This is a genomic window from Frankia sp. CpI1-P (assembly GCF_001421075.1).
Lineage (GTDB): Bacteria > Actinomycetota > Actinomycetes > Frankiales > Frankiaceae > Frankia > Frankia torreyi.
Map to the genome: position 1 here is coordinate 36,428 of NZ_LJJX01000014.1, position 17,419 is coordinate 53,846.

A 17,419-nucleotide genomic window follows, 5' to 3' on the forward strand; every position below is an offset into this window, starting at 1 on the left:
TGGGGGTCTCGGCCAGCCGGCGGGGATCGGTCGGTCGGCGGGGGTCGGTCAGGGTGCGGGGTCGGTCAGGGTGCGGGGGTCGGGCTGGTGGGGGACAGCGACATGGTGCCCGCGCCCGGCGTGGGCGTGGCGGCGGTCGCGCCGGCCGGGGCCGTCAGCGGGCCGTCGGCCGACACGTCGAGGGTGCCGCCCTGCGCGCCCGACTCGGGGGCGGTCGGCGAGTCCCAGGTGGCCCCGGCCGGATCCGGGTTGGCGTGCTTGGCGACGAAGTCCTTGATGACGGCCGCGGAGACGGTGGTGCAGCGCTGGGTGCGGTCCCAGGCGGTCAGCACGAAGTGCTTGCCATCCGGGAACGCCGACCGGGTCCAGGGAACGCCGATGAACCGCGGACCGGCGTTGGCGGCCAGCGACCGCAGCTTCTCGACCTGGGCGGCCGGCAGGCTCTTGTCGTACCACCCGACGATGAAGCCGTGTTCGAGGTTGTGGACGGCGCGCTCGACCGGGATGCCCGACGCCGGGTTGTAGAACGCGATGCCGTCGGGCAGCGGGTCGGGGTTGTGGCTGCCCGAGGACGGCGGCGACGCCTTGTAGCTGACCGCCGTGCTGACGTGCGTCGAGCCCTGGGAGGCGTCGTTCACGGTCCCGGTGCAGCCGGCCGCGGCTGCGGCCGAGGAGGCCGCCGTCACGTAGCCGACCTCGCGAGTCTTGTTCTTCGAGTGGGTGTCGGCGACGCTGTAGATGATGATCCCGACCAGGAGCAGCACCACGACGAACCCGGACGTGCCGTAGATGAGCAGCGCGCGCCGACGTTCGGCGCGCTTCTGCTCGCGGCGCAGCTGTTCGAGCCGGACGTTGCGCTCGGCGCTCTTCTTCCCCACGAAGACAGATCCTACGAACTGTCGAACCAGTTCTGACAGGCAGGATGCGTTCGACCCGCCGGAGGGCACCCAGACCGCCCGGTTTCGGCGCCCTGCGTCACCTCCATACCGTCACGTTCCACCCGGTAACCGGGCGTAGCGGACGCCCGGTGCGGGGAGGTCACCGGCGCAGGAGGAACGGCTCCGGATCGCGGGGCGGGCGCGGGGTGGCGGGCGCGGCGGCGTGCCCGACGCCCACCGCGCCCATCGGCACCCAGCCGGCCGGCAGGTCGAGCACCGTGCCGACCACCTCGGCGCAGAACAGCGTCGAGGAGACCCAGCAGGAGCCGAGACCCTCGGTGGCCAGCGCCACCAGCAGGTTCTGCACCCCGGCACCGACGGCGACGGTGAACATCCGTTCCTCGGCCGCCGCCCGGCGGGCGTCGGGGTAGGGGTGTGCCCCGTCCAGAACCATGATCGGAACGATGAGCAGCGGGGCGCGGCGCAGCACGTCCCCGCGCCGCAGCCGCCGGTCCACCGCGGCCTCGTCGAACCCGTCGCGGCGCAGGTCCTCGGCCCAGGCGGTGGCCATCGCGGCGAGCAGCTCGGCGCGCCGCTCGGTGACCAGCACGAAACGCCACGGGGTGGTGTGATGCGGGGCCGGGGCGGTCAGTGCCGCCGCGACCGCCCGTTCGACCGCGGCCGGGTCGACCGGGTCGGCGGTGAACTCCCGCACGGTGCGCCGCTCGCTCAGCGCCGCCCGCCGCGCCTCCAGCGAGCCGAGGCGGAACATGTCCTCGCCGCTCGGCCGCAGCAGCGAGCGCGCCCCCGTCCCGTCGTCGGGCAGCCGGCCGTACCCGCGCACGACCGCCACCGGGGTGGCGCCGAGCTTGCCCTTGACCAGGTCGGCCGCAGCCGCCAACTCGTCGGCCTCGGCGACCTCGGTCATGCCCAGCTCGTTGCCGTAGCCGTCGATGTCGCCGATGTGGCTGCGCAGCGCGGCCATGCCCGCGACACCGATGGCCATGTCGGTCAGGCCGCGCCGCCACGGCCGCCCCGCGGTGTCGGTGATGACGACCGCCACGTCCACGCCGAGCAGCGCCGCGACGCCGGCCCGCAGCCGGGCGGCGCTGGCGTCCGGATCCACCGGGAGCAGGGCGAGGGAGTCCTTGGCGATGTTCGACGCGTCGACCCCGGCACTCGCCAGGACGAAGCCGTGATGCGTCTCGACGATCCGGGTCGGCCCGCGGCGGGCGACCTCGCGGACCGACTCGCCGTCGATCGCGGACTGGCGGGCGGCTTCCCGATCACCGGCAACGGTGATCAGCCGTCCCTCGGCCTTGGACACGATCTTCGAGGTGACGACGAGGACGTCGCCGTCGGCGAGCGGCCGGCCGGTCGCGGCCGCCGCCGTGGCCACGGCGGCGGCGAGATCGTCACCCGGCCGGATCTCCCCGATCCCGGTCAGCCCGAACACCGTCAGCGTCCCGCTCGGCGGCACCCCCGCGGGTCCCCCGGACCGCTGCTGCTCAGACACCGGCGACCTCCAGCGCCGCCCGGACGATGGCCACCGTCGCCGCCAGGTCGGTCATCAGCAGGGGCCGGGGGAGCACGGTCGCCCCGGGTACGACCGCGCCGGCGTCGACCGTGTCGACCAGCCAGCCGTCGAGCAGTCCCGCCGGCGACCCGGCGCCGGCCGCCTCGGGTGGCGCCGCCGCCCGCCCGCGACCCCCGTAGTGCACCCCCACGGCCTGCGCGGACGTCTCCACGCCAATGGCGGTCAGGCAGGCGTCGGCCATCCCGCGCACCGCCGCCCCGCCGATGATCGGCGAGACCCCGACGACCGGCGCCGCAGTCTCCCGCACGGCGTCCCGGATGCCCGGCACGGCGAGGATCGTGCCGATCGAGACGACCGGATTCGAGGGCGGGAGCAGCACGACATCGGCCTCACCGATGGCGTCGAGCACCCCCGGCGCCGGCTTCGCGGTCTCCGCCCGCAGCGGCACGATCGCCTGGGCCGGCACGGCGGCGCGCAGCCGCAGCCACCATTCCTGGAAGTGCACGGCACGCTGGCCGTCCTCGTCGGCGATGACCACGTGGGTCTCCACCCGGTCGTCTGTCATCGGCAGCAGTCGCACCCCGGGCTTCCAGCGTTCACACAGCGCCCGCACCACGTCCGACAGCGGGTAGCCGGCGTCGAGCATCTCGGTGCGCACCAGGTGGGTGGCGAGGTCGCGGTCGCCGAGCCCGAACCAGGCCGGTCCGACCCCGTAGGCGGCGAGCTCCTCGGCCACGACGAACGACTCGTCCTCGCGGCCCCACCCCCGTTCGGCGGAGATCCCGCCGCCAAGGGTGTACATCACCGTGTCGAGGTCGGGGCAGATGCGCAGGCCGTGCAGGGTGATGTCGTCGCCGGTGTTGCCGATCACCGTCACGTCGGCGTCGGGCAGCGCCGCGAGCACGCCGCGCAGGAAGCGGGCGCCGCCGATCCCGCCGGCCAGGGCTGTCACTCTCACATCAAGCGATCCTGGCACCGACGCCCGCCGGGTGGGTCACCGGCCGGTCGGGGCGCGTCAGCCGAGCCGGGGGCGGGCGAACAGCGGCGCGACCCAGCCGTTGAACTCCGGCCGGGCGGGTAGCGAGGTGTCCCGGCAGAACGAGGCCAGCAGGAAGTGCACGAGATGGCTGGTCGGCCGGCTGGGCGCCGGGTTGGCCAGGCCGCCCTCGATCGTGGCGACGACCGCGTCCGCGGCCAACGCCCGGTCGNCCTCGGGCACGTAGTCGTGCACCGCGGCCAAGGCGAGGCCGTGCAGCCAGGCGTGCAGCCGCTCGTGGTACTCCATCACCGGCTCGGCGTGCGGGGCACGCTCGGCGACGCACGGATGCAGCGTGCGCCGGCGTTCCACCGAGTCGAGGGCGAGGAAGAGCTTGTCCGCCGGGTCTCCGGGCAGGCCCGCGATCCGTTCCACCTCGACGTCGAGCAGGCGGTTGAGCACCGCTGCGAACGCGTGGTCCTTCGACCGGAAGTACCAGTAGACGGACCCGGGCTCGATCCCGGCGGAACGGGCGATCTCCGCGATGGACGTCCCGGCGAAACCGCGGGCCAGGAACTGTTCCTCGGCGACGGCGAGCAGCGCGTCGATCCGTTCTTCGNGGGGAACCTCCTGGCGGTTTCGTGGCACCTGATCAGCGTAACGACTCCGGCGCCTGGGGAGGAGTGATTCGTATGGAAGCACACGGCGCCCGGNTGCGATACCCAGACGTCGCCCGGAGCAAACGTCGACATCTGATGAGTGACGCACCTCACATGAATGTGGGTGCCAGTAACCCGCCCTTGCGAATCCGGTGGCATCCGGGCAGGTCAGGGGCCTGCCGTGGAGGGGTTCGCGGATAACCGGGCGGTCGTCCGGGGATGACCGGATCGTCATCCCGCCGTCTTCGCCAGGGTGCCGGCCGGGATGTGTCGTCGCTCACCCGGTTTCTCTTGATTCCGGTTAGAGAGAGCTGTGAGAGTGAACGTGAGCTCTCCACGTCGCTGGAAGGACCGTCATGTCCGACATCAGGACCACCAAGAGCCTCGAAGCCCTGTCCGCCTCCCTCAACCGCGCGCTTGCGGGGGCGCGGGCCCCCCAGGTCGTCGCCGCCCGCCGGGCGCAGATGCGGCGGTCCGCGGCGATGGCCGCCGCGTCCCCCGCCCACGGCGAGGCCGACCAGCCGCACCGCCGCGCCCAGGCCGAGACGGACGTCCTCGCCGCCCGCAGCCGGACCAACATGCTGATCGGCACGCTCGACCGGTTGCGCCGGCCCGGCACCGGATGGCGCGCCGCCGGCCGCGCCACTCCCTGATCCAGACGGGCGCTGATCCGTCCGGGCGCCCCGGGCCGCCGGCGTCCCCCGCTGCCGGCGTCCCGGGGTTCGTCCCCGGCCCGCACCCGACCCCCGGCGACGCCCTCCCCGGGATGCCCCAGGTTCCGGCTCCGCTGTGGTGTCGTCGCTTCTGCTTCTGTCCGCAACCCCGTGTCCCTTCGACACCGGTGGCGACGGGCCGGGCCCGTCGACCCGCCGGGCGGCGGCCGACCCGGCGCCACTGGAGAACCTGAGGTACTCATGACCAGTACGGCGGCGACTCCCGACGGCGTGGGCGGCCAGGCGGCCGAGCCCGGCCACGACCCGGGCCTGCCCCAGCCGTCGCCGAGCGCCGACGCCGTGCCGTCCGCGTCGGCGATGCGCCGAGCGCTGCGCCGGGCCCGTGACGGCGCCACCCTCGACGCCGTCGAGGCGGCGGTGCTGCTGGCCGCCCGCGGCGAGGATCTCGCCGATCTGTGCGCGTCGGCGGGCCGGGTGCGCGACGCGGGCCTGGCCTCCCTCGGCCGCCCGGGCGTCGTCACGTACTCGCCGAAGGTGTTCATCCCGCTGACCCGGCTGTGCCGGGACCGCTGCCACTACTGCACGTTCGCCACCGTNCCGCACCGGCTGCCCGCGCCCTACCTCACCGTCGACGAGGTGCTCGACATCGCCCGGGCGGGCGCGGCGGCCGGCTGCGCCGAGGCGCTGTTCACCCTGGGCGACCGGCCGGAGGACCGCTGGCCCGCGGCCCGGGAGTGGCTCGACGCCCACGGCTACGACTCGACGCTGGGCTACCTGCGCGCCGTCGCGATCGCTGTGCTGGAGGAGACCGGCCTGCTGCCGCACCTGAACCCGGGCGTGCTGAGCTGGGCCGAGCTCGCCCGCCTCAAGCCCGTCGCCCCGTCGATGGGGATGATGCTGGAGACGACGGCGACGCGGCTGTGGTCGGAGCCGGGCGGCGCGCACTTCGGCTCGCCCGACAAGGAGCCGGCGGTCCGGCTGCGGGTGCTCACCGACGCCGGCCGGCTGTCGATCCCCTTCACCACCGGCCTGCTGCTCGGCATCGGCGAGACCCGGGCCGAGCGCGCCGAGACGATCTTCGAACTGCGCGGGCTGGCCCGCCGGTACGGCTCCATCCAGGAGGTGATCGTCCAGAACTTCCGGGCCAAGGACGACACCGCGATGCGCTCCGCGCCCGACGTCGGCGCCGAGGAGCTGGCCGCGGCCGTCGCCGTGACCCGGATCGTGCTCGGCCCGACGATGCGGGTGCAGGCCCCGCCGAACCTCGTCGACACGGCCGAGTGCGCCCTGCTGCTGGCCGCCGGCATCGACGACTGGGGCGGCGTCTCGCCCGTCACCCCGGATCATGTCAACCCCGAGCGTCCCTGGCCGGACCTGGACGTGCTGCGCGAGGTGACGGCCCGGGCCGGCTTCTCGCTGCGCCCCCGACTCACGGTGTACCCGTCGCACCTGGACGAGCCGTGGATCGACCCGCGTGTCGCCGGGCATGTGCGCGCGCTGGCCGGCCCGGACGGGCTGCTCGCCGGGGGCGCCCGACCCGTCGGGCGGCCCTGGCAGGAGCCCGACGGCGGTCTCGGTGACACCGGCCGCGTCGACCTGCACACCGCGGTCGACACCGTCGGACGCCACAGCGCCACCCGGGCTGACTTCGACACCGTCTACGGCGACTGGGAGTCGCTGCGGGCGGAGGTCAGCGCGGCCGGCACGGGGGTCGACGGCGTCGTGGGCACCGGCAGCCGCGCCGTCGCGGCCCGGGCCGCCGCCGGTCTCGGTGCCGCCGGTGCCGCCGGTGCCGGCGCGCCGGAGCGGATCGACCCGGAGGTGCGGGCCGCGTTGCGCCGTGCCGGCACCGACCCGGCCGGGATCACCGACGCCGAGGCCCTGACCCTGTTCGGGGCCGAGGGGGCGGCGCTGGAGGAACTCTGCTCGCTTGCGGACGGGCTGCGCCGCGACGCGGTGGGCGACGACATCACCTACATCGTCAACCGCAACATCAACTTCACGAACGTCTGCTACACCGGCTGCCGGTTCTGCGCGTTCGCGCAGCGCCGCGGGGACGCCGACGCGTACACGCTGTCGCTGTCGGAGGTGGGCAGCCGGGCCGCAGAGGCGTGGTCGGTCGGCGCCACCGAGGTCTGCGTGCAGGGCGGCATCCACCCGGACCTGCCCGGCACGGCCTACTTCGAGCTCGCCCGCGAGATCAAGCGGGCGGCCCCGGGGCTGCACCTGCACGCGTACTCCCCGATGGAGGTCCTCAACGGGGTCACCCGGACGGGGATGTCCGTCGAGGACTGGCTGGTGGCGGCGCGGGANGCCGGCGTCGACTCGATCCCGGGCACGGCGGCGGAGATCCTCGACGACGAGGTCCGCTGGGTGCTGACCAAGGGCAAGCTGCCCACGGCGAGCTGGGTCGAGGTGGTCAGCACCGCGCACCGGGTGGGTCTGCGCTCGACGGCCACGATGATGTACGGCCACGTGGACACCCCGGCGCACTGGGTCGCGCATCTGCGGCTGCTGCGCCNCATCCAGGACTCCACCGGGGGCTTCACCGAGTTCGTCGCGCTGCCGTTCGTTCACCACAGCTCGCCGATCTACCTGGCCGGCGTGGCCCGGCCGGGCCCCACGGTGCAGGAGAACCGGGCGGTGCACGCGATGGCGCGCATCCTGCTGAACGGCTCGATCGACAACATCCAGTGCTCCTGGGTGAAGCTCGGCGTCGACGGCTGCCGCTCGGTGCTCGTCGGCGGGGTGAACGACATCGGCGGGACGTTGATGGAGGAGACGATCAGCCGGATGGCCGGCTCCCAACACGGCTCGCGGCGATCCGTGGCTGAGCTGGAGGAGGTGGCCGCCGGGGCGGGTCGTCCCGCTCGGCAACGGACCACGACGTATGGGCGGGTGCCGGACGAGCGCTTTCACGCTGCCCGGGGCGGCCCCGTCCGGACCATGCTGCCGGTGGTGTCCTGACACCCGCCAAGTCGGCGCCATCAGAAACTACTCTAAGTAGTCGCGAGGGTCGGCTTGGCCGGAGGTGATGCCTGGCCGTTATAGGTTTAAGACGCTTGTCTGATTGCGTCACTGCCCGTTTAGGCCCTTTATGTCCGTTAGCTTCGGGCGGCATAATGCGGTCATCGCCGTCGGACCGATTGCACACAGTTACTGATCGGAAGGCCGCCTGGACCCTCGGCGATGGTGTGCAGTGACTGTGAGCTATGTTCTCATCGCTGGTTGTAGAAGATGTTGCGCCGGTGGGGTTGACGCGACCGACTCGGAAGCNTGTAATTACCGGCGTGTCATTCCCCTCGCTGGCGGGGTTCGTGCGGTAGTGCGTCGCCTGACCGGTGTGGAACCAGTCACCTGCGCGCCGGCGCCCAGGGGGTGGCCGACCGCACCGCGACGGGTCTGGAGGAGTCCCCATGGAGCACACCGACGCGGGCGTCCACACCGTCCTCGCGGACGTCGAGCGTCCCGCTGAGCATGACCCGTTCGGTGACCACTCCGAGCGGGTGCTTGCCGAACGGCCCACCCAGGCCACACCTGAGCCGTGCCTGCGGCCGGCGCTGGCCGCGGCCGGCGTCCCACCGGCCCGGTCGGGCTCGCCCGACCTCGGCACCGGTGCCACCCCGTTCGCCCTCGGNCCGGGGGCCGGGGCGGACGTCGACGTCATCGTGCGCGCGGGCGATGAGGTCGACGCCGACGACGACCCGGCCGTCGACGATCCCGACGTCGACGAGCTGGCCGTCGACGAGCTGGCCGTCGAGGCCGCCGACGACCCCACCGGCGACCTGCCGGACACCCTCGCCCCAGTGATCGATCTGGGGCTGGGTGACCTGCTCGGCGAGGCGATGGAGTGGCAGGAGCGCGCTCTGTGCGCGCAAACCGATCCCGAGGCGTTCTTCCCCGAGAAGGGTGGCTCGACCCGGGAGGCCAAGCGCATCTGTTCGGGCTGCGAGGTCCGGGCCGAGTGCCTCGAGTACGCCCTGGAGAACGACGAACGGTTCGGGATCTGGGGCGGCATGTCCGAACGGGAGCGACGCAAACAACGGCGCCGAGCGGTCTGAACCCGGGCGGTGGGTGGCGTCCGGCGGGGTGCAGGCGGCCCGGCCGCGCCGCGCGCCCTCGCGGCTCCGCCCGGACCGCGCCCGTCGACGGTGACGTCGCGGGTCGTGGTCGTCTGCGTGCACGGCCGGCGGCCGGGCACCGCGCAGGCCCTGCGGTCGGCGGTGTCCACGCAGGCGCCGCCGCCCGATCAGGCCCTCGACCTGCAGGTCGTCGAGGTCCGCATCGGCGGCGGTGCCGACGTCCCCCGCTCGGTCGCTCCTGCCGCCGCGGCCCCTTCGGCCGCGGCTGCCCCTCCGGTCGACGCCGCTCGCCCGGCCGACGCCGCTCGCCCGGTTGACGCCACCCCGTGGGCCGCCGTCCGTCTCCCCCGGCCGCGCGGCGCATCCCCGGCCGAGACGGACGCGGATCCCGCGCTCATCTCTGGTGACGGGACCGGCGCGCCGTCGACGGCCGGGGCAGCCGACCGACCGGAGCAACCCCGCCCCGGTCGGTCGACGGTGGTCCACCTGGCCGCCGGCACCCGCTTCGGAGTGGCGGTGGCTGCGGGCCTGGCCCGCCTCGGCGGGCCGCCGCGGGACGGCTACGTCTGGCTGCTCGACGACGGCGCCCTACCCGCCCCCGACGCCCTGCGCACCCTGCTGGCCTGCGCGCGCCTCGACCCCGGTGCCGCCGTGCTCGGTCCCAAACTCCGTGCCGGCCGCTCGGCGCCGTCGCCGACCGGGTCGCCATCGGCGCCGCTCCTGCTGGAGGCGGGAGTGAGCGTCGACCGCGCGGGCCGCCGGCACACCGGTGTGCGGCCGGGCGAGATCGACCGGGGCCAGCACGACGGGGTGCGCGACGTGCTCACCGTGGCCTGCTCCGGCATGCTCGTCCGGGCGGCCGCCTGGCGGCTGCTCGACGGCTTCGACCCCGAGCTCGACGGCGGTCACGACATCGACCTCGGCTGGCGGGCCGCCCGCGCCGGGCTGCGGGTCGTCGTCGTGCCCATGGCGACGATGACCGTCCCCGCCGAGGTCGTCGTCCCCGCCGAGGTCCCTGGCCCGGCTGCCATCGCGTCGGCCGGGCCCGGGAGTCGGTCGGGGCGGGGCCGGCGGGACAGGCAGGCCTGGGCGCCGGCGGACCGCGTCGGCGCGCTTCGGGTCCGCCTGGCGAACACGGCGCGACCGCTGCTGCCGGGGGCCGCCGCAGCCATCCTGGTCGGGGCACTCCCGCGGGCGCTGGGCCTGCTGGCGCGAGGGCGCCTTCGGGCGGCGGCCACCGAGATCGCCCTGCCCTTCGCCGTGCTGGGCCGGCCGCGCCTGCTGGCACGGATGCGCCGGCGCGCCGCGTGTACCCGCGCCGTGTCGCATCACGCCATCCGCACCCTGTTTCCCGCCCGGCTGCGCCGCCGGGCGGATGCCCGGTTGGCCCCGGGTGTCGGGGCCGGCGAGATCGGGGCCGGCGAGATCGGGGCCGGCGAGGTCGAGGTGCGCCGCAGCGGCCCGGCCGGGGGCGGCGTCCTGGCGGCTGCCCCATCCGGCCGGCGATCTACCCGGGCGGCGGTCCTGCTCACGGCCCTGCTCGGCGTCGTCGGTCTCGTCGCGATGCGCGGGATGCCGGCGGATGTGCTCGGCGCGGGCCTGCCGCTGCCCGCCGGGGCCCACGACCTGTGGACGGCGGTCTGGTCCGGTCGGGTCGGCACCGCCGGCGCCCCGCTCGACGGCGCGGGGCCGCCCCCGCCCTGGACCGCGCTGCTCGCCGCCGTCGCGAGCCTGCTCGGTGGCCGGCCCGGGGCGGCGGGCTGGCTCCTGCTCGCCGCCGGGCCGGCGCTTGCCGGGCTGACGGCTCACCGGGCGCTTGCCCGTCTCGGTCCCCGCCCGGCCGCCCGCTTCGGGCTCGCCGCGGCCTACGGGGCGAGCCCGGCGATGACCGGCGCGGTCGCCGCCGGCCGCGGCGACACCGTCGGCGCGCTGATCCTGCTGCCGGTCGTGCTTGCCGCCACCGACTCGGCGCTGCGCGGCCGGGCGGGTCCGGCCGGCGGGCGCCTGCGCGCCGTCTGGATGCTGGCCGTCTGCCTGGTCGGCTTCGTCGCCTGCGCCCCGTCGACGGCGCCGCTGGTATGGATCGCCCTGCCGACCGCGGCGCTGCTCACGGCCAGGCGGCGGCTGCTCGACGTCGCCGCCGGGCTCCCGGCGACGATCATCCCGTTGATCCCGACGCTGCACGCGGGGGGCGCGGGGATCCGTGCCGAGCCGGCGGCGGCGCTGGCCCGGTTCCCCCAGGCCTCCGTGGCGCTGGTGGCGGGTGCGGGGGAGCGCCCGAAGGCCGCTGTGGTCGGATTCCTGGTCGCTTGCCTGGCCTGCTGGCTGCTGGGCCGGTGGTCCGGCGGGGGCGGGGCGGGGCGGCCTGGCCGGGTCGGCTGGTCGCTGGCAGCGCTGGGCCTGCTCGCCGTGCTGCTCACCCCGCGCCTGGCCGGGGACGCCGACCAGCGAGTCGCCGGCGGCGAGGGCTGGTGGGTCGGCCCGCAGTACGGTCTCGTCCTCGCCGGCGCACTGATCGCGGCGGCGGGCGCGTGCCGCCCGGTCCGCGGCGCGCGGCGCGGCCGGAGAACTCCCAGGTCCGGAGCGGCACCGGGCACCGGCCGGCTGGCCCGGATCGTCGCACTCCCGGTGACGGCGCTGGTCCTCGCCGGGGCCGCCGCGCTCGCCGCCGGTCATCTCGTCGCCGGCCAGGGATGGCACGCCAGCCCGACCGCCTGGGGCCGGGACTCCGCCACTCCCGCGGACCAGGCCGATCCCCTGGACCAGGTCGGGGGCGTCGGTGACGCCGGGGGGGCGGTCGCGGGTGTCACCGGCGCCGCAGCCCCCTGGTCGGGCACCGGCGCGTCGGCGGTGGCGCGGGCGGTCCAGGCCGAGACCCGGACCGCGCCCGCCGGTTCCCGCCTTCTCGTCCTGTACCGGTCCGACCGGTCCGGCCTGATCCGGTACACCCTCGCCGCGGCCGGCGGGCCCCGCTTCCCGGCCGGTCAGGCCCGCCCGCCCCGGCGGGCCGCCGCCTTCCTCGGCGACGTCGTCGCCGATCTCGCGGTCGGCGGTGACCAGTCGGCCGGCTGGTTGCCGCTGCTCGGCGTCACCGCGATCGCCGTCCCCGCCGTGGCCGCGCCGGCGGACCTCGTCACCCGCCTCGACGCGACCCCGTCGCTGATGCGGGGCCGGGGCCGACCGGGAGTGCTGCTCTGGCGCCCCGTGGTCCCCGACCAGACGGGGCCGGCACGGGCGTCCCACCTGGCCGCTACCGCCGGCCCGCCGGCCTTCGTCATGGACTCGGACCTGCAGCCGGAGACTGCTCCTCGCGATCCCGCTCCCTCGGGCCCCTCCCGCCGGGACGGCGCGTCGTCCGAGCCCGCGTCGTCCGAGCCCGCGTCGTCCGAGCCCGCGTCGTCCGAGCCCGCGTCGTCCGATCCCGCGTCGCCTGATCCCGCGCCCCCGGACGCGAGGACTGCTCGCGGTCCCGCCTCCGCCGGGGGCGCCACGTCGCCGGGGATGGCGATACCCCTGGCGATCGAATCCCCGGCGATCGAGCCCCTGCCCGCGGCGCCGACCAGTGCCCGCCGGCTGCCGTCCGACGGGCACGTCGCGGCCCTGCCCGGCGCCACCCGGTCCCCGCGACGGGACCTGGTCCTCGCGGTCCCGGCCGGGACCGGGTGGCGCGCGTGGCTGAACGGCCGGCCGCTGCGGCCGTTCGCCGCCTGGGGCTGGGCGGCCGGCTTCCGACTGCCCGCCGAGGGCGGCACGGTTCGGCTGCACCGCGACGACGGCCGCGGACCCGAGCTGGCGCTCGTGCAGGCCGCGGCGCTCGGCGCACTGCTGCTGCTGGGTATCCCGGTACTGCTGGGTATCCCGGTACGGCTGGGTATCCCGGCCGCACGCCGGCCGCGCCGCACCCCGGATGACACCGATGCGTCACCCACCGATGGCCCGTCCGGGCGTGAGATCGGCCCCCAGCGCGGACCCCGGGACGGGTCGGCCTGGGCCCGTTCCTCGGCCGCCGGAGCTGATCCCGGCGGCCCCGGCGGGCTCCCACCGCCAGCCGATGGCTCCTGCGGGCGTGATGTCGGACGTGCCGCCCGGGCCGGCAGCGGGTCGGCGGGCGGCTCGGGATCGGTGGGGGAGGCGCCGTGACGACCGCATCCGGACGGCCCGCGGCGACGAGGTCGCCGCTGCGCCGCCGCGCCGCCGCGCGGGTGCTCGTGTCGGTCGCCGTCGTCGGCCTCGGCGGAGCCTTCCTCGCCGACGAGGGCGCCAGTCCCGCGCCGGCCGAGAGCTGGCCCGTGTCGGCCGCGCTGCTGGCCTGCCCGGATCTGACGACGACGCCGTCGGGTGCCCGTGATCCCGTGCTGGCCGGCCCCCTCGACCTCGCCGTACGCACCGCGGGGACGGCCGGCGGCCGGGTACGGGTCGCCACTCGGGCCGCCGAGCTGCGCACCCGCTTCGGTGGCGCGGCGCTGACCCAGCCACCCTCCGCGGCGAGGGGCGGCCGCGGCTCGGTGCTCGTGTCCGCCCAGGGCGCTTCGGCGGCCGGGTTGTCCGCGATCGTCACGGGAGTCGGCGACGGCGCGGGCCCGGCGCGGGCGCGCTGCCTCCCGCCGCGGGTCCGGAGCTGGTTCGCCGGGCCGTCGACGACCGCCGGCCGCGACCCGATCGTGATCCTGTCGAATCTGGCCGACCAGCCCGCCCAGGTCGGCGTACGGGTGTTCACCGATGGCACGGCCAGCCCACCGCAGGACATCTCCGTGCCGCCCGGGCAGGCGGTGACCCGCCGGCTCGCCGCGCTTGCCCCGGAGGCCGCCGTGACGGCGCTCGACGTCGAGGTGCGTTCCGGCCGGGTGCTCGCCTGGATGGTGGACCGGTCGAGCCTCGGTGGCCCCTTCACCGCACCCCGGCTGGTGCCGGTGACCGCCCCGCCCGCCCGCCGGCTGCTGCTCGGCGGGGTGCTCGTCCCGGCGGGACCGCCGGGCCCGGCGGCGCGCCTGGTGCTTGCCGCGCCCGACAGGGAGGCCACCGTGTGCGTCAGCGTGCTGACCGCGGCCGGCCGGCACACCCCGGTCGGCCTGGAGGCGGTGCGGGTGCCGGCTACCGGCGCGATCACCCTGCCGGTGCCGTTGCCGCCGGGCGGGGCGTCGGCGGTCCTCGTCGAGTCGACCGCCGGCGCGGCCGCGGTGGTTGCCGAGCTGGGCGTGGCCTCGGGTTGGCCGGGGGTGTCGACCTGGGCCGGCGCCGTCCGGCTCGGCGCCTCGTCGGGACGCCGCGGCCTGGACGCGTTCGGCCAGGGCGTCGGGCTGTCCGACCCGACCGGACCCACCGCCGGCGCCGGCACCGCGCCCGACGCGGCGGTCGACGTGCCAGCGCCGCCGGTGGGAGCCGCCGGAGCCGTCGTGCTCGCCGCGCCGGCGGGGCCCGTGACGGCCTGGCTCGACGGTGATCCCGTGCGGCTGGGGGCCGGCACGGTGGCCCTGGTCCGCGGACCGTCGGGCCCGGCCGGGGGGCGCCTCGTCGCGATCGGCGGCCCGCTGGTCGCGACGGCGGTCGTCGGCGCCGCGCAGGCGCCGGACCCGTCCGGGCTCGGTACCGCGCAGCCGCCTGTCCCGCCCGCGGTGCCGCCGTGGGACACGCCCCCCACCGGTCCCCCCGTCGCCAGGCCGGCCGCGTCCCCGCTGGTGCTGCCGAAGATCCTGTCCGCGGTCGTCCCGCTGGGGGGCGCGCCACGCCTGCTCGATGCCCTGCCGGCGGTGGCGGATCCCGCGGTGCCGTACCGCTGAGCGGGGTCCGCCACCGGTGGGCCGGACCTCGGCGGGCGAAAGCCGCCGATCAGCCCCGATCCGCCAGGTGTCCGGTCAGGCGGGGTGGGCGCCCGGCGCGGCGAGGAAGACCCGGCCGGTGCCGGTCAGGGTGACCGCCGCTCGGCCCGCCACCAGCACCGATCCGCCGCGGCGCAGCTCCAGCGGGGCGAGGGCGGTCCCGTCGTCGGCCGAAGCGGTGACCTCGACCCGGCCCTCGACCGCGAGCAGCACCGTCGGGCGCCCCACCGGCACGCTGCCGCCGGTGCAGACGGCCTCGGTGAGGGCGAAGTCGGCGACGGGGACGTCCCAGCCGCGCAGCAGCCCGCCAGGAGAATCCGCGACGGTGCGGGGATTGTGGATCGGCGCGTCGCTCGGAGTGGGATCGAAGATCCGCAGCAGCTCGTCGACGTCGATGTGCTTGGGGGTCAGGCCGCCGCGCAGCACGTTGTCGGAGGTGGCCATGATCTCGATGCCGAGCCCGGCGACGTAGGCGTGCAGCATCCGGGCCGGCTGGAACAGGCCCTCCCCGGGGCGCAGCGTCACGTCGTTGAGCAGCAGCGCCGCCGCGATGCCCACGTCGCCCGGGTGCGCCGCCGCGAGCCGCCCGATGAGGTCCGCGGCCCGCGCGACGTCCTCGCCGCCGCCGTCCACCGGGTCCCGGGAAGCCGGTCCGCCGTCGCGGTCGCCGAGGGCAGCCTCGTCACCGGCCGGGCCCCGGCCGCGCGCGCGGCGTAGCCGGTCGGCCGCCGCGACGAGAGCGCCGACCAGCTCCCCGGCGGGGCCGGCGGGCATGGTCAGCAGGGTCCGCAGCACCGTGGCCGCCCCGGCGGCCGGATCGTCGGCCAGGGGGCGGAAGGCGGCCAGGAGGGCCGGTGCCCCCAGCCCCTGCGCGACCGTGAGGGTGCGCGCCGGGTCACGGACGCCCGCGAGCGCCCGGAACGGGGAGAGGGCGACGATGAGCTCGGGCTTGTGGTTGCGGTCGCGGTAGCGCCGGCGGGAATCGTCGACGGCGAGGCCGGCGGCGTCGTCCGCGTCGAAGCCGGCGGCGGCCTGGGCCAGGTCGGGATGCACCTGCAACGACAGCGCCTTGTCCGCCGCCAGCACCTTGAGCAGGAACGGCAGCGGGCCGACGAGGTCGGCGGCCGGGCGGCGGGCGCCGTCCGCCTCGACGAGCGCCGGCGCCACGGGATGGGTCCCGAGCCACAGCTCCGCGACCGGACCGCCGGCGGCGGGGGTGCCGAGCAGCTCGGGGATGGCGGTCGCCGACCCCCATGCATAGGGCTGCTCGGCCCCGTGCAGCGCGAGTAGGCGGGGGAACCCCGCCGGCACCTGTGGGCCCGCGCCGGAGAATTTGCCGGCGGGCGGGGACGGGGCACCGGCAGGCGGCGTGGGCGCGGAATTGCTGGTCACGGTCTCCTCGGACGGGCGTGCTCCGTGGGGGCGGGGGTTGGCCGCCGCCCCGGTGCGGGCGGTGGACGGTCGGGCTACTCCTCCTCGCCCCAGCCGTGGCCTTCCGGGTCGATCACGGCTGGATCGACGCCCATCATCTCGGCCACCTCGTGGATGATCGCGTCCAGCACGAGTTCGGCCAGGTCCTCGCTGTCCACTGCCCTGGCCTCTATGGGCCGGCGATATACCACGATGCGGCGGGGGGTGCCCGAGCGGCCCTTTCCGGTGGCCGGCTGGAATCGGGCGAGCGGGATCTCCTCGTCGGTCACCGCCACCGGCGGCACGTCCTCGACGGCGAACTCGACGTCGGACAGCTCCGCCGACCACCGGTGGTCGAGATGCTCGACGGCGTCCAGCACGAAGTCGTCGAAGCGATCCCCGCGGGTGGCGTAGGCCGGCACGTCGGGCGGCAACAGCGCCCCGCGGATGCCCCGGCCCCGCCGGTCACGGCGCCGACGGGGGGGAATCGGCCGGGCCGCCGCCGGGAACCGCTCGAGCTCGGTCACCCTGTGAGCGTAGCGTTCGTGGCAGGGGCCCGTGTCGGTCCCGGCGGCCGTCGTGATCCGGTCGCTGCGCCAACCCCGCCATCCGGCGACTGACCCCGAATCCCCCTCCCAGCCCGAGGAGGTTCCACGATCTTGATGATCTCGATGCCGTGCCGGATGCTCTTGCCGCGCGCGAGTTCGGACGCGCGGTGNAACGATATGGTCGACAACGCGTGACGATTCAGCCTCGCGCCACGCGACACGACGATAGGTGGTGGCCGTCGCCCGTTCCGGGGGCTACCGTCCGGAACGTGAAGCCTCGGCGCTGCTCCCGCTCGGCCTGTTCCGCAGCCGCGGTCGCCACGCTCACGTATGCCTACGCCGAGTCGACAGCCGTACTGGGCCCGCTGTCCCCGTACGTCGAGCCGCACTCGTACGACCTGTGCGGCCCGCACGCCGACCGGCTCACCGTGCCGCTCGGCTGGGCGGTCGTCCGGCTCGAGGCCGAAGCGTCACGTGAGGGTGGCCGTGAGGTGGCCGGGGATGACCTGGAGGCGCTGGCGGACGCCGTGCGCGAGGCCTCCCGGCGCGGCCCCGAGGCCCCCCGGCGTGGTCCCGAGCCGCCCCAGGGTCCCCAGGGTGGGCCTCAGGCGCCTCCAGGGGGTCGCCGCGGTCACCTGCGGGCGGTGCCCAGCCCTTCCTGAGGTGACCCGGCGCCGGTGACCTCCGACGACCGGGGACCGGGAGGTAGCGGCGGGCCTGGCCGCCCGCCGCTCCCGTAACCGACCGGGGCCGCGCGGCTGTCGGGGGCCGGCCGCGGAGGTGCGTGGTCGGCGGCGTGTGGCACGCGTGGGCTTCCCCGGACGCGGTCCCGGGTCTGT

Annotated in this window: 9 protein-coding genes and 9 pseudogenes; 10 read left to right on the forward strand and 8 right to left on the reverse strand. The window is 76.2% G+C overall.

Annotation, left to right across the window (positions count from 1 at the left end; all coding sequences use genetic code 11):
* Positions 1-65: 65 nt before the first annotated feature.
* The 6 genes and pseudogenes from FF86_RS11670 to FF86_RS46545 form a co-directional block, all read right to left on the reverse strand.
* Positions 66-878 carry a DUF3105 domain-containing protein gene (locus tag FF86_RS11670; RefSeq protein WP_044884633.1) on the reverse strand — a complete coding sequence of 271 codons (813 nt, stop codon included), beginning with the start codon at positions 876-878 and terminating at the stop codon, positions 66-68.
* 160 nt (positions 879-1,038) lie between these two features.
* A complete protein-coding gene (locus FF86_RS11675) occupies positions 1,039-2,394 on the reverse strand; it encodes a coenzyme F420-0:L-glutamate ligase (protein WP_082121789.1) in 1,356 nt (451 codons plus the stop codon).
* A complete protein-coding gene (gene cofD / locus FF86_RS11680; RefSeq protein WP_044884632.1) occupies positions 2,387-3,373 on the reverse strand; it encodes a 2-phospho-L-lactate transferase in 987 nt (328 codons plus the stop codon). Before cofD ends, FF86_RS11675 begins: the two co-directional genes overlap by 8 nt.
* A 57-nt stretch (positions 3,374-3,430) precedes the next feature.
* A pseudogene (locus FF86_RS46535) lies at positions 3,431-3,623 on the reverse strand (TetR/AcrR family transcriptional regulator); the annotation flags it as partial.
* A gap of 1 nt (position 3,624) precedes the next feature.
* A pseudogene (locus FF86_RS46540) lies at positions 3,625-4,010 on the reverse strand (TetR/AcrR family transcriptional regulator); the annotation flags it as partial.
* A gap of 1 nt (position 4,011) precedes the next feature.
* Positions 4,012-4,093, reverse strand: a pseudogene (locus FF86_RS46545) (TetR/AcrR family transcriptional regulator); the annotation flags it as partial.
* Between the two features lie 313 nt (positions 4,094-4,406).
* On the opposite strand from FF86_RS46545, the gene FF86_RS11690 reads away from it, so the two are divergent.
* The 9 genes and pseudogenes from FF86_RS11690 (at position 4,407) to FF86_RS11710 (ending at position 14,583) form a co-directional block, all read left to right on the forward strand.
* Positions 4,407-4,703, forward strand: coding sequence for a hypothetical protein (locus FF86_RS11690; RefSeq protein WP_044884630.1), 297 nt, complete (start codon positions 4,407-4,409; stop codon positions 4,701-4,703).
* A 261-nt stretch (positions 4,704-4,964) separates the two neighbouring features.
* Positions 4,965-5,320 (forward strand): annotated as a pseudogene (locus FF86_RS46550) (7,8-didemethyl-8-hydroxy-5-deazariboflavin synthase); the annotation flags it as partial.
* 1 nt (position 5,321) lies between these two features.
* A pseudogene (gene cofG / locus FF86_RS46555) lies at positions 5,322-7,036 on the forward strand (7,8-didemethyl-8-hydroxy-5-deazariboflavin synthase CofG); the annotation flags it as partial.
* Position 7,037: 1 nt separating this feature from the next.
* A pseudogene (locus tag FF86_RS46560) lies at positions 7,038-7,245 on the forward strand (hypothetical protein); the annotation flags it as partial.
* Between the two features lies 1 nt (position 7,246).
* A pseudogene (locus FF86_RS46565) lies at positions 7,247-7,691 on the forward strand (7,8-didemethyl-8-hydroxy-5-deazariboflavin synthase); the annotation flags it as partial.
* Positions 7,692-8,140: 449 nt separating this feature from the next.
* Positions 8,141-8,361: pseudogene (locus FF86_RS65850) on the forward strand (WhiB family transcriptional regulator); the annotation flags it as partial.
* 1 nt (position 8,362) lies between these two features.
* Positions 8,363-8,785: pseudogene (locus FF86_RS65855) on the forward strand (WhiB family transcriptional regulator); the annotation flags it as partial.
* A gap of 90 nt (positions 8,786-8,875) precedes the next feature.
* Positions 8,876-12,946, forward strand: a complete 4,071-nt coding sequence (locus FF86_RS63665; protein ID WP_277912841.1) for a glycosyltransferase — start codon at positions 8,876-8,878, stop codon at positions 12,944-12,946.
* Entirely contained in the window at positions 12,943-14,583 is a 1,641-nt protein-coding gene (locus tag FF86_RS11710; RefSeq protein WP_044884628.1) for a DUF5719 family protein, read from the forward strand. The genes FF86_RS63665 and FF86_RS11710 overlap by 4 nt, the downstream gene beginning before the upstream one ends.
* A gap of 75 nt (positions 14,584-14,658) precedes the next feature.
* Here FF86_RS11710 and FF86_RS11715 read toward each other — a convergent pair whose 3' ends face one another.
* On the reverse strand, positions 14,659-16,014 hold the full coding sequence (locus tag FF86_RS11715; RefSeq protein ID WP_044884627.1) for a type I phosphomannose isomerase catalytic subunit: 1,356 nt from the start codon (positions 16,012-16,014) through the stop codon (positions 14,659-14,661).
* A gap of 74 nt (positions 16,015-16,088) precedes the next feature.
* Positions 16,089-16,481 carry a metallopeptidase family protein gene (locus FF86_RS11720; protein WP_044884664.1) on the reverse strand — a complete coding sequence of 131 codons (393 nt, stop codon included), beginning with the start codon at positions 16,479-16,481 and terminating at the stop codon, positions 16,089-16,091.
* A gap of 368 nt (positions 16,482-16,849) precedes the next feature.
* Here FF86_RS11720 and FF86_RS31830 point away from each other — a divergent pair, with 368 nt between their 5' ends.
* Complete coding sequence (locus FF86_RS31830) at positions 16,850-17,242, forward strand: DUF3499 domain-containing protein (RefSeq protein ID WP_082121788.1); 393 nt, start codon at positions 16,850-16,852, stop codon at positions 17,240-17,242.
* The last annotated feature ends 177 nt before the right edge of the window (positions 17,243-17,419 follow it).